This is a genomic window from bacterium (assembly GCA_026129405.1).
In the GTDB taxonomy this organism is placed as follows: domain Bacteria; phylum Desulfobacterota; class Binatia; order DP-6; family DP-6; genus JAHCID01.
This window is the reverse complement of sequence record JAHCID010000003.1, coordinates 420735-433262: the sequence shown is the minus strand read 5'-3', so window position 1 is coordinate 433262 and position 12528 is coordinate 420735. Positions and strand designations below refer to the sequence as shown.

Sequence of the window (12528 nt, the reverse complement as noted above, 5' to 3'; positions counted from 1 at the left end):
AGCATCCGGAGTCCGGGATGTACGAGGCGTTCTACGGCTTCCGTGAGGCTCCGTTCCGGGTCACGCCCGACCCGCGCTTCCTCTATCGGAACCCGTGCTACGACGAGGCCTGCGCCGCCCTCGTCTACGGCATCGATCAACGCAAGGGCTTCCTCTCCCTGGTCGGCGAGGCCGGCACCGGCAAGACGACGCTGCTGCGCTACCTGCTCGACTCCATCAACCCGAGCACGCGCACGGTGCTCCTGCTGCACCCCACGGTCTCGTTCGACGAGATCCTCGAGTACATCCTCACCGAGCTCGGCATTCCCGTCGACGGCGGTCGCAAGCTCGTCCTGCTCCAGCGCCTGAACGAGTTCCTGCTCGAGCACACGCGCGCCGGCGGCAACGTCGTGCTCCTCATCGACGAGGCCCAGGACCTCGACGCGCGCGTGCTGGAGGAGCTGCGGCTGCTCTCGAACCTGGAGACCGGCAGCGAGAAGATCCTCCAGATCCTCCTCGCCGGGCAGCCGGAGCTGGAGCAGAAGCTCGCCCAGGGGAGCCTGCGTCAGCTCCGCCAGCGCATCGCCATGCACGTGCGCCTGCGGGCGCTCGGCCCGGACGAGCTGGCCGCCTACATGCGCCGGCGCCTGGAGCAGGTCGGTGCGCCGGACCTCGAGCTCTTCACGCCCGAGGCGGTCGCGCGCATCCACGCGGTCACCGGCGGCATCCCGCGCATCGTCAACGTGCTCTGCGACGCCAGCCTGGTCAGCGGATTCGCCGCGGGGCAGCGAAAGATCACCGCCGACGTCGTCGACGAGGCGTGGGCCGACTACGCGCGCCTGCTCCCCCCCGAGGATCCGGCGGCACAGGCGGCGGCCCCGGCACCCGCCACGGCAGCCACCGCGCCGGTCGCGGCGTCGCCGACTCCCGTCGCGGCGGCCCCGGCACCCGCCACGACCCCGCCCGAGCCCGCGGCCCCTCGCGCCGCCGGTGGAGTCGAGGCCGTCTGCGCCGATGCCGGTCGCCGCCCCCTGACGCTGGCGCCCGCGCCGATGGCGACGCCCCCGCCGCGGAGTGCACCGACCGCCGTGCATGCCGGCCCGCTCGCCGTCGTGCCCACGCCGGCGCCGGTCGCCGCCGAGCAGGGGCCGCGCTTCGCGGCACCGCGCGCGGCGATGGGGGCGTCGGCCCAGACCGCCGCCGCGGCCCAGGCCGCGCTCGCGACGCAGGCCGATCCCGCGCCGCGCGGTCCCCGCCTGGCTGCGGCGCCGCCCCGCTCCGCCGCCGGCGGCGGCCTCCGACGGGATCGGGCGGCTGCTCCTCGCCCTCGCCGTGCTCGTGGCGCTCGGCGGTGCGGTTGCGATCGGGATGATGCGTCCCGACCTCGTGGCGCCGCTCGTCGCGCCGCTCCTCGAGCGGCTCGGAGGACGATCACCGTCGGTCGCGCCCGCGCCGGCGGCCGTGCCCGAGTCCCCGGCTCCGGCCCCACCGGTCGCAGCTCCGGACGCCGTTCCGCCCGGGAGCCGGCGTCCGGCCCCGCGGCGGAGAGCCCGCCGGCCGAGGCCGCGGCGGAGCCGGCCGACGCCCGCGATCCGGTCCCCGCCTCGGAGACCGCCGCGAACGCCGACGCCGTCGCCGCGGCGCCGGCGGACGCCGCGGCGGCGGCGCCGCAGGAGGCGCCGCAGCAGGCGCCGCCGGACACCGAGCTCACCGTCGGGCCGCCTACCCTCGCCGAGGCCCGCACGCTGGTGCAGGACTTCCGGCTCGCCTACGAGGATCGCGACGTCGACCGCCTGATGGCGCTCTTCGCGCGCGACGCCACCGAGAACGGCCGCGCCGGGCTCACGCAGATCGCGGAGGCCTATCGCAAGGCGTTCCTCGACATCGACGACGTCCAGTACACGCTGCCGGACCTGCGGCTCACGACGCGCGACGTGCGGGTGACCGCGCGCGGCCCCTTCGTGGTGACCTACCGCAATCGCGACGGCACGCAGGGCGAGATGCGCGGCACGGCCACGTGGACGATCGAGCGGCGCGACGGCCGCCCGCGCATCGCGGCCTTCCAGTACGAGATGGCGCCGACGCCGGCCCGCCCGCGCTGAGGGCCGCTCACTCCGCCACGAGCGCGCGGCCGAGCGCGATGCGCGCCTCCGGCGACGGTGGCACCGCAGCCTGGGCGACGCGCTCGAGCAGCGGGCGCATCCCACGCCGGTTCGCCAGCTGGATCGCCAGCCCGGGCCGCGCGTTCAGCTCGAGCACGAGGGGGCCGTGGGCGGCGTCGAGCACGAGGTCGACGCCGACGAAGCCGAGCCCGATCGCGTCCGCCGCCCGCACCGCCGTGCGCAGCGCCTGGTCCCATCCCGGGATCACGGTGCCGGCGAGCGGCACGCCGAGATCCGGATGCATCGTGACCTCCCGCCGGCCGCTGATGGCCGTCGTGGTGCGGCCGCTCGCGAGATCGATGCCGACGCCGAGGCCGCCGAGATGGAGGTTCGCGCGCCCGTCCGAGCGCCGCGTCGGCAGCCGCAGCATCGCCAACAGGGGCACGCCGCGCAGGACGACGACGCGCAGGTCGGGCACGCCGCGGTACGACAGCCGGGCGAGCTCCGGGTCGCCGACCACGAGCCCCTCGACGAGCACGCGGTCCTCGCGGCCGGCCATCGAGTAGACGCCCGCGAGCACGTCGGCCGCGTGCGCGGCCAGCTCGCGCCAGTCGAGCGTCCGCCCGCCCGCCGTCTCGAAGCGCCCGTCGCGCAGTCCCACGACGACGACGATGCCGCCGCCGCCCGCCCCGCACGCCGGCTTCATCGCGAAGGCGCCGTGCGCACGCAGGCGAGGCGCGAGCTCACGCAGCCGCCAGGGCGCGTCGCACACCTCGAGCGCCGGCGGATGGGGCACGTCGTGCGCGGCGAGACGCTCCTTGGTGGCGATCTTGTCGTCGACCAGGGCGAAGCGGTCGCGGCGGTTGAAGCGGAAGAGGTAGTCGTGGTTGCGCCGGTTGATGCCGAGCACGAGGTCCGGCAGCCGCGCCAGGGCAGCGATCATGCGGCCCGCTCGCGGTCGGTGCGCGCGGGCGGCGCGCCGCTCGGCGCCGTCGCGAGGCTGCGGAAACGCACGTACTCGAGGAGCCGCATGCCACGCCATTTGCCGAGCGCGACGTTCACGACCACCGGCAGGATCAGGATCTCCGGGAAGGCGACGACCAGCCCCTGGAGGCCTGCCCGATCGACGAGCAGGTAGCAGGCCATCGAGACGAGGAGCGTCCAGATGGTCTGGCGGACGGCGGTACGCGTGCCCAGCTCGATCTGCGCCGACGCGAAGCTCTCCACGACGTTGGCCATGATGAGCATCGGGAACACGCTCAGATGGAGGAGCGGCCCGATCCCGAGGCGGGCCCCGAGCAGCGTGAGCCCGCCCATCACGACGGAGACGAGCGTGATCAGGATCGCCACACGGGCGACCGCCTGGAGGCGGAGCCGTTGCAGCGCCGCCCGCAGGAGGATGCCGAGCCCGACGATGACCGCGAAGGTCAGCGTTCCCCACCACAGGCCGGTGGTGATGAAGGCGAGCGACACGATCACCGGCCCGAAGGTGCCGAAGGTCGGCACGCCGACGACGAGCCGCGCGAACACCACCACCGAGGCGATGATCGGGAGGACGAGGATCAGCGTCAGCGCCGGCAGCGGCACCCCGGCGCGCACGATCTGGGCCCACGCGTGCAGCAACGGCCGCCGCCAGCTGGGCAGGCGCGTCCCGGCCTCGCCGAGAACGAGCGCGTCGATGTTCCAGCGCTGCGCCTCCTCCCGCAGCGGCGCACCGTCGATCAGGTTCGCCCGCGCCATCTCCCAGAGCGGCAGGATGTCGGCCGGGCGCCGGACCAGCGCCACCTCGCCCGGCCGCACGAGATTGTAGAGCAGCGAGCCCAGCATGAGCGCCGACGGTTCGCTCATCGCGCCGGAGACGATGATGCGGCTGTCGGGGAGCCGCACGCCGCGCTCGGCGAGCGCGAGCAACGCATAGACGCCGGCGCTGTCGGCGGTCGCGACCAGGACGAGGTTCGCCTGGCGGATGAGCGGCAGGTTGGTCGACACCAGGCGCTCGAGGTAGCGCTCGCGGAAGTAGCGCGACGCGAAGCGGGCGGTGAGGAGCACGCAGTCGATCGACGCCTCACGCGCCTCGGCGAGGATGCGGTCCGTCGCCGCCGCGGGCACGCTCTGATCGGCGATGAGCACGACCGCCGCCACCGGCGCGGGCACGTAGGCGGTGTGCGTCTGCACGCCGTCGCTGCCGGCCGCCCGCGCCGTCGGCGCGTCGGCGGTCTCGGTGGCGTCGGCCGCGGCGCTCTCCTCGACCGCGCGCCGCGTCGTCTGCCGCACGGTGAAGCCGTAGGAGAAGCCGAGGCCGCGCGTGTGGACCAGCAGCGGGCGGTCGCCGCGGTAGACGGCGAGGTAGGTGTTCGGCAGCGCCGCGTAGTGTCCGCCGACCGGATCGAGCGGCACCCACCGCGCTCCCGTCCAGGCCTCCACCCACGACGCCGTCCCGCGCTTCTGGGCGGCGTTCTCCAGGCGGATGCCGCCGACGACGCGCGCCGGCACCCCTCGCGCCCGCAGGAGCGCGACGAGGGCGCGGGCGCGGCCGAGGCCGGTGCCGAGCCGACGCTCGAGCGCCGGCAGCGCCTCCTGCGGCGCCCCGGCCTCACCCGGCGGCGGGAACGCGGCGACGTACTGGAAGAGCGACCACACCACCTCGTCGAGCCGCGTCGCCTTGCCGACGATCGCCCGCGCCCGCTCGCGTACCAATGGGGCGTCGGCGGGCGCGTCCGGGGACGGCGCCAGCCACGGCTGCGCCTCGGGTCCGATGGCGACCTCATGGATGGGCGTCTCGGGGACGCGGTCGCGCACCTCCGAGACCCGTACCGCGACGTCGTAGACGATCGTCGTCGGCGCCTTCAGGCGCTCCGCGGTCCACTCCACCTGGAGGTTGGGCGGCTCCTGCCGCTCGGCGACGCGGAAGCCGGGCGCCGCCATGCGCCGCACGAGGACGTCCTGCCGGCCGTCCGAGAGCGGCACGAGCATCGCCACGCGGCTCGGCTCCGTCGCGGCACCGACCGTGATCTCGGTGCGCACGCGCCAGTAGCCGACGGCCGGCGGACGCTGGGCGCGCGCAGGCGTCGTCTCCTCCGCCCCGCTGAACACCTCGGTGTCGGATCGTGCCGGCGCCGGTGCCCCTGCACTGTGTTCCACCCCGACGCCCAGCCCGAACACCAGCAGGATACAGGCGGCCCGCACCGCAGCGCGCACGGGGCGCACGCTACTGAGGGGCGTCCGCGGTTGCAAGGGAGTTTGGTTGAACTCAGGGGACGAACGTGGTGATCCTCCACCCATGTCCGCCCGCCCCGCCCCCGCCACCGATCCCGAGGTCGCCGCGCAGGTTCTGGCAACGGTCCGCCGCTTCGTCGAGCGCGAGGTGCTCCCGGTCGCGAGCCGATACGAGCACGAGAACGAGTACCCGACCCCGCTCGTCGAGCGCATGAAGGAGCTCGGACTGTTCGGCGCCACGATCGCGCCCGAGTGGGGCGGTATGGGGCTCGACTACTCGACCTACGCGCGCGTCGTCGAGGAGATCTGCCGCGGCTGGATGAGCCTCTCGGGCGTGCTCAACACGCACCTCATGTTCGCCTACGTGCTGCAGCACTTCGGTACCGCCGAGCAGCAGCAGCGCTGGCTCCCGGCGATGGCGCGCGGCGAGCACCGCGCCGCGCTCTGCCTCACCGAGGCGCACGCGGGCAGCGACACGCAGCAGATCCGCACCGTCGCCCGCCGCGACGGCGACCACTACGTGGTGAACGGCTCGAAGATGTTCATCACCAACGCGCGCACGGCGACGCTCTACTCGACCGTCTGCAAGACCGACCCCACCGCCAGCCCGCCGCACAAGGGCATCAGCCTGCTGTGCGCCGAGCGCGGCCCGGGCCTGACCGTCAGCCGCGACATCGACAAGCTCGGGTACAAAGGGATCGAGACCTGCGAGGTGATCTTCGAGGACCACCGCGTCCCGGTCGCGAACCTCATCGGCGGCGAGGAGGGGCGCGGCCTCCAGACGGTGCTGTCGGGCCTCGAGGTCGGTCGCATCAACATCGCGGCGCGCGCGGTCGGCGTCGCGCGCGCCGCCTTCGAGGCGGCGATCAAGTACAGCCAGCAGCGCACCACCTTCGGCAAGCCCATCTGCGAGCACCAGGCGATCCAGCTGAAGCTCGCCGAGATGGCGACCAAGATCGAGGCCGCCACGCTGCTCGTGCGCAACGCCGCTGCCATGAAGGATCGCGGCGAGCGCTGCGACCTCGAGGCCGGCATGGCCAAGTACTTCGCGTCCGAGACCTGCCAGGAGGTGTCGCTCGAGGCGATGCGCATCCTCGGCGGCTACGGCTACACCAAGGAGTTCCCGGTCGAGCGCTTCTACCGGGACGCGCCCCTCATGATCATCGGCGAAGGCACGAACGAGATCCAGCGCCTGGTGATCGCCAAGGGGCTGCTCGCCCGGCACCGCGTCTGACCGCCTCGAGCATCGCCACGCGACCCTGCCCAGGGGTAGGTCGCGACCAGCCCCGTGACGACGACGCGCATGGCCCCTCAGCCGAGGCCGGCATCGACGAGGAAGCGGCGCAGCACCGGCCCGGCGCCGAACGCCTCGGCGGCCACGCGGCGTGCCGCCGCCGCGTGGCGCGGGTAGTCGGCGTTGACGCGCGCGATGGCGTCGACGGCCTCGTCCATCGTGGAGAAGGCGAACAGCCCCTCGCCCGTCGGCACGTACTTGCCGAAGCCGGTGTCCTGCGTGATCACCGGACGCCCGGCCGCCAGGTAGCAGACGCTGCGGTCGCTGAACCAGCCGCTGCGCGGGCGGACGTAGATGTCCTTGGCGACCGTGAACTCGCCGCGCGAGCCGCGGATGAAGTCGCGGTAGCCGTCGACGTCGCGCGAGGTGTCGCCCGGGTCGACGAGCTCCCAGCCGGCGGCGCGCACGCGTGCCTCGATGGCCGCATCCGCGGGACGCATCGCGGCGCGGAACGGCTGCGGCGTACGCTGCGGCAGGTCGAGGAAGCGCAGGAAGTTCTCGTCCTTCGACCAGCGGTACGTCTCGCCCTGCCAGGTGACGTCCTTGCCCTTGTTCGCGAACGACGCGACGGTCGTGAAGTAGCGCGCCGCCGCATCGGGCCGCCCGCTCCAGCAGTACATCACCACCGGGGGCCGCGTCTTCTTCCACGCGAAGCCGCCCATCGGCACCGGGCAGTCCGGCTCGCCGAGGTTCTCGCCGTAGGTGAAGAGCACGTCGTGGGCGCGCAGGAACGCCAGGGACGACGTGTCGCCGCTGGCGGTGCGGAGCTGCTCGTAGACGGGATCCGTCTCGACGTAGATGAGGCGGCCGCCGCGGCGGTGCTCCTCGCGCGGCGCGGTCGCGCCGCACAGGTTCACGATGCCGGCGGCGCGCTCGTACAGGGCGTCGAGCTGCGTGCGCGAGATGCCGTGCACCTGGTTCTGCATCATGTCGAGGTACGCCCAGCGGTCGCCGAGCCCGAAGCGGCTCATGACGTCGGCGACGTAGCGCACGGCGTAGCTCGTCTCGCCCGTCACGCCGCCGGCGATCGGGTCGTACGGCGCCGCGCCCGAGTCCTCGACGTACCAGACGTCCCAGCCGAGCGCCTTGAAGCCGAGCAGATAGTGGAGCGCCTGCCAGGCGACGCCGGCCATCGGGTACTGCCCCACGATGTGCAGCACCAGAAGCGTCCTATCGGGATGCGGCACGCCCATCCTCCTCCTCGTCCGCGAACTGCGTGTGATGGAGCCGTGCGAACACCCCGCCGCGTGCGACCAGCTCCCGGTACGGTCCCTGCTCCACGATGTGCCCGTCCTCGAGGACGAGGATCGTGTCGGCGCGGCGCACCGTCGAGAGGCGGTGTGCGATGACGAACGTGGTGCGGCCGGCCATGAGCCGCTCCAGCGCGGCCATGACCCGCGCCTCGGTGCCGACGTCGAGGGCCGACGTCGGCTCGTCGAGGATCAGGATCGGGGCGTCGCGTAGCACGGCGCGGGCGATGGTGACACGCAGCTGCTCGCCTGCCGAGAGGGTCGCGCCGCCCTCCCCGACCGGCGTGTCGAGGCCCTGCGGGAGACGAGCGAGGAAGTCGTCGAGCTGTGCCGCGTGCGCAGCGGCGGCGATGCGCTCGGGGGTGGCGTCGGGGCTGCCGTAGGCGATGTTGTCGCGCACGGTCGTGGGGAACACGATCGCGGGCTGCAGCACCATCGCCACCTGCTGGCGCAGCGGCCGCAGGCGGTACTCGCGGACGTCGACGCCGTCGAGCAGCACGCGGCCCCGCTGCGGGTCGTAGAAGCGTGGTACCAGGGAGACCAGGGTCGTCTTGCCCGCGCCCGTCGCACCCACGATCGCCACCAGCGCACCCGGCGCGGCGTGCAAGGTCACGCCGCGCAGCACCTCGCGGCCGCCCTCGTAGGCGAAGTGGACGTCGTCGAAGACGACGTCGCCGCGGGCGGCGCCGTGGGCGAGCGCCCGCGGCCCGTCGGCGAGGTCCGGCTGCGTGTCGAGGATCTCGAACACGCGCTCCGCCCCCACCTTGGCGCCCTGGATGAGGCCCCACGTCTGCGTCAACGTGTTGATCGGCGCGTAGAGCGACGCGAGATAGGCGGTGAACACGAGCAGCTCGCCGACCTCGAGCGTGCCGTCGAGGACGTGCGTCGCGCCGAGCCAGAGCACCGCCGCGGTGCCGACGGCGATCAGCACGTTCACGAACGCCGAGTAGCCGGTCTGGAACGTGTACAGCCGCAGGTTGGCCGCGAGGCTCGCGGTGCTCGAGCCCACGAAGCGGCGGTGCTCCTCCTCTTCGGTGGTGAACGCCTGGATGACGCGCATCGCGCCCATGGTCCGCTGCGCGACCCCGTAGAGCGCGCTCTCCTTCACCCGCGCGTCGGTCGAGAGCGTGGTGATCTGCGTCGACATGCGCACGATGGCGACCAGCAGCGCCGGCACGACGGCCAGCGCGAGCAGCGTCAGCTGCCAGTCCATCCGTACCATCACGACCACCATGCCGAGCAGCAGCACGACGGAGGTCAGGATGGGGAAGAACCCGTTCATGGTGAGCGTCTGGATGGCGAAGGTGTCGGCGGTGAGGCGGTAGAGGAGATCGCCGACCTGGCGGCGGCTGTGGAAGGCGAGCGACAGACGGGCCAGATGCGCGTACAGCTCGCTGCGGAAGTCGTTCACCATCTGCTGGCCGACGCGGATGGTCGTGTAGTTGCTGGTGACGCTGAGCAGCCCGAGGACCAGGTAGACGAGGACCAGCCCCGCGCAGGCCGCCGCGAGCAGCGCGCGGCGCTCGAGCCCGTCGAGCGCGGCGATGCCGGCGGGCTTGCCGCCGACGACGGCGTCGACCACGACCTTCAGCGGCCACGGCTTGGCCAGCTCGAAGGCCGCCATCAGGACGACCTGGAGCACCGCGAGCCCGAAGAGCACGCGGTACGGCCGCAGCCGGCGCAGCACCTTCGCCACGACGCGAAGCGTGCCGCCCATGGCCTAGGCTGCCGCGCGCGCCGGCGCCGGGCGCTCGCCGTTGCCGTCGACGGGCGCCAGGCCGAGGGCGCTCGCCACGATGTCGCAGCTGTCGTGCAGGATGCGGCCGAGGCGGACGTTCTCGCCGACGATGACGGCGAGGTTGACGAGCCCGAGCGCGCCGCCGACCGCCGTGATCTCGGGCACACCGAAGACGACCCCCGCGATCACCGCCAGGGCGAAGCCGACGAGGGAGAGCTGCGAGACCCGCGTCGGGCGGATCTCGCAGCGCAGGTTGAGCAGCCGCTTGGTGCCGCCGTGGTTCTCGGTCGCGACGGCGATGCGCGCCTTCGCCCAGATGCCGCGGTAGATCTCCACGTCCCAGCGATTCCAGCCGGGATCGACGGCGATCAGGTACTTGCGCGGGATCAGGAACTCCATGAGCGCGCCGAGGAGGTTCTCCTTCTCGTGCGACTGCTCGCTCCAGTAGCGCAGGGTGTAGGACCGCGTCGGGAGGTCGACGCGGGCGGGCGTGTGGCGCCCGGGCATGGTCACGGGCTCGATCTCGGCCATGCCGCGCATGCGCCAGAGGTAGCGCTGCACGCCGCGCGCGAGCGGGCCGAGGTAGGTGAGCACGGCGATCAGCGCGCGGGCCCGGAAGCCGCCGAAGCGCGGGTCGACGCGGGCGTTGACGGCCGTGCCGACGGCCCAGGCGATGGACACCGCCAGGGGCAGGATCGCGACCGGCATGATGCGCGGCGAGACCAGCCCGGCGAGGAACAGGATGATGCCGATCAGATTCCACTCGAGCGTGAACGGCAGGTAGCTGAGGAGCGAGGACGGCGCCTCGTACATCGACTGGAAGAGGCCGCGGCCGAAGGCGCCGAAGTAGATCACCGGGCGGCGCGACAGCACCGCCGTCGTGAGCTCGCCGTAGATGCGGCCGAGCCAGCGCGACTGCCCGAGCATGTTGAAGCGGTATGGATGCTTGAAGTAGAGCAGCGCCTCCGCCTTGCCGTAGCCCATCTGCTGCTTGAGATAGGCCTTCACGGTGTTGCGGCGGTAGTGCCACACCGTCGCCGCCGGGCTGAAGCCCACCGCGTGGCCGCGGTTCTGCAGGCGCCAGCAGAAGTCGACGTCGTCGCCCGCGGCGGCGAAGATCGCTTCGAAGCCGTGCACCTCGGCGATGGCCTGCTTGGTGAAGGCCATGTTGCAGCCGGGGATGTGCTCGGCGACCTCGTCGTCGAGCAGCACGTGCGTGGGGCCGCCCGGAGAGACCGCGACGGCCGCGGGCACCAGACTCGGCTCGGGCGGCGGGAAGTTCGGCCCGCCGACGGCGACGAAGCCGTGGCGCACGAACTTGTAGACGAGGAAGTAGAGCCAGTCCGGGTCGGGCACGCAGTCCGAGTCGGTGTAGGCGACGATCTCGCCCGTCGCCGCCTCGGCGCCCACGTTGCGGGCGATCGACAGGCCCTCGTTCGCCTGGCTGATGAGGACGAAGCGCGGTCCGCTGGCGTCGGCAGCATACCGGCGCGCGAAGTCCTCGCTGATCGCGAGGGTGCGGTCGGTCGAGCCGTCGTTCACGACCACGACCTCGTAGTCGGGGTAGTTGAGGTGGCGCAGCGACTCGAGGCACGCCTCCATCGTCCGCTCGGCGTTGTAGGCGCACACGACGACCGACACGCGCGGTGCGCGCTCGAGGGCCGGCGGCAGCGGCGCCTGGTAGCGCTGCTGGACGGCGTGGAAGGCGGGCTTCTTCGCGCGCCGGGCGTCGACGACGCCGAAGGCCCAGTCGGCGATCTGCGCCCCACCCGTGAACCAGTCGTCGGTCCAGGAGAAGACGAAGCAGCCGGCCGCGCCCGACTCGTAGCCGGCGCGGATCATCCAGGACAGCAGCTCGGCCTGGTGGTCGTTGCCCTCGCGGATCGAGTCGACGCCGAACTCGGTGAGGACGAGCGGCTTGTCCTCGGCGAGGTTCTGGAGCCGCGACAGATAGCGGCGGAAATCCGGCTCGCGATGCAGGTAGACGTTGAAGGAGACGAAGTCGACGAACTCGGTGACGTCGAGGTACTCGGTCGAGGGGAAGTTGGCGTAGCTTACGAGCGTCCCCGGCGCCCGCTCGCGGATCTCCTCGGCGAGGCGGCGCAGGAACGCCTGCACTCGCTCGGGCCCATACCAGCGCACCATGTCGGGCGGGATCTCGTTGCCGACGAGGAGCGCGAACAGCGCCGGATGGCCGCCGAGGTTCTCGGCGGCGGCGCGCACGGTGCCGACGATCTCGTTCTCGACCTCGTGGCGGTCGAGGAAGGTGATGTGCTCGGCCCAGGGGATCGTCACCATGACCCGCAGGCCATGGCGGGCGGCGCGGTCGAGCAGCCAGCGCGGCGGCACCGTGAAGGTGCGCAGGCAATTCGCGCCCATCTCCGCCGCGAGCGCGAAGTCCCGCTCGAGGACGTCCTCCTCCGGGAACGGGAAGCCGTGGCTGGCCGGCCCGAAGGGGCCGTAGGAGACGCCGCGGAGGTAGAGCTTGCGGTCGCCGACGAAGAAGAACTTGCCGGCGACGGTGGGTGGCACCCCGTCGAGGAACGGGGTCGGGGCCCGCTCGGGAAGCGGGCGCAGGGTGGCCTGGATCATGGTGGGGGCGCGACGCGCGGAGATTAGCGACGTGCGCCGGACGCCACAACCGCGACGCGGTGTGGCGCGACCTCATCCAGGGCCGGTGTCGCGTCAGGCCGCGAGACGCGTGATCGGCGTCACCGGCTCCTCGAGCGGCACCGCCGGCTGATCGCGCCAGGTGCGCGCGAGGCGGTAGAGCGCGAGAGCCCAGGTACCGACCAGGAGTGCGAGCGAGAGCTGGAGCATGGTGCGCTACCGGAGCAACGCCCGTGCCCTCGCGCGCCCGCGGAAATTCAACGCGTCGACACGGCGACATCGTCGTATTTGCGACGCGCCGGCAACAAGGCGTCGTAACTTTGCGCAAGCGCCGTGTCG

At 72.9% G+C, this 12528-nt stretch carries 7 protein-coding genes; 2 read left to right on the top strand and 5 right to left on the bottom strand.

Annotation, left to right across the window (positions count from 1 at the left end):
• The first annotated feature begins 17 nt into the window (after positions 1-17).
• On the top strand, positions 18-2081 hold the full coding sequence (locus tag KIT14_14580) for an AAA family ATPase (GenBank protein MCW5891755.1): 2064 nt from the start codon (positions 18-20) through the stop codon (positions 2079-2081).
• 7 nt (positions 2082-2088) lie between these two features.
• Here the strand turns inward: KIT14_14580 and KIT14_14575 are convergent, their stop codons facing one another.
• A complete protein-coding gene (locus KIT14_14575) occupies positions 2089-3024 on the bottom strand; it encodes an alpha-L-glutamate ligase-like protein (GenBank protein ID MCW5891754.1) in 936 nt (311 codons plus the stop codon).
• Positions 3021-5279 carry a hypothetical protein gene (locus KIT14_14570; protein MCW5891753.1) on the bottom strand — a complete coding sequence of 753 codons (2259 nt, stop codon included), beginning with the start codon at positions 5277-5279 and terminating at the stop codon, positions 3021-3023. Before KIT14_14570 ends, KIT14_14575 begins: the two co-directional genes overlap by 4 nt.
• An 82-nt stretch (positions 5280-5361) precedes the next feature.
• On the opposite strand from KIT14_14570, the gene KIT14_14565 reads away from it, so the two are divergent.
• Positions 5362-6531: an acyl-CoA dehydrogenase family protein gene (locus tag KIT14_14565; GenBank protein MCW5891752.1), complete on the top strand. Its 1170-nt coding sequence runs from the start codon at positions 5362-5364 to the stop codon at positions 6529-6531.
• A gap of 77 nt (positions 6532-6608) precedes the next feature.
• Here the strand turns inward: KIT14_14565 and KIT14_14560 are convergent, their stop codons facing one another.
• Genes KIT14_14560 through KIT14_14550 form a run of 3 tightly spaced genes read right to left on the bottom strand, consistent with a single transcriptional unit; the run spans position 6609 to position 12171 of the window.
• Complete coding sequence (locus KIT14_14560) at positions 6609-7778, bottom strand: hypothetical protein (protein MCW5891751.1); 1170 nt, start codon at positions 7776-7778, stop codon at positions 6609-6611.
• Entirely contained in the window at positions 7762-9558 is a 1797-nt protein-coding gene (locus KIT14_14555) for an ABC transporter ATP-binding protein (GenBank protein ID MCW5891750.1), read from the bottom strand. Before KIT14_14555 ends, KIT14_14560 begins: the two co-directional genes overlap by 17 nt.
• A 3-nt stretch (positions 9559-9561) precedes the next feature.
• Positions 9562-12171: a glycosyltransferase gene (locus KIT14_14550; GenBank protein ID MCW5891749.1), complete on the bottom strand. Its 2610-nt coding sequence runs from the start codon at positions 12169-12171 to the stop codon at positions 9562-9564.
• Positions 12172-12528 lie beyond the last annotated feature (357 nt).

What these genes read in the sequence shown, in the direction of transcription:
- KIT14_14580 (MCW5891755.1), top strand. Translation starts at nt 18, where the DNA reads ATGTACGAGGCGTTCTACGGCTTCCGTGAGGCTCCGTTCCGGGTCACG.
- KIT14_14575 (MCW5891754.1), bottom strand. Translation starts at nt 3,024, where the DNA reads ATGATCGCTGCCCTGGCGCGGCTGCCGGACCTCGTGCTCGGCATCAAC.
- KIT14_14565 (MCW5891752.1), top strand. Translation starts at nt 5,362, where the DNA reads ATGTCCGCCCGCCCCGCCCCCGCCACCGATCCCGAGGTCGCCGCGCAG.
- KIT14_14555 (MCW5891750.1), bottom strand. Translation starts at nt 9,558, where the DNA reads ATGGGCGGCACGCTTCGCGTCGTGGCGAAGGTGCTGCGCCGGCTGCGG.
- KIT14_14550 (MCW5891749.1), bottom strand. Translation starts at nt 12,171, where the DNA reads ATGATCCAGGCCACCCTGCGCCCGCTTCCCGAGCGGGCCCCGACCCCG.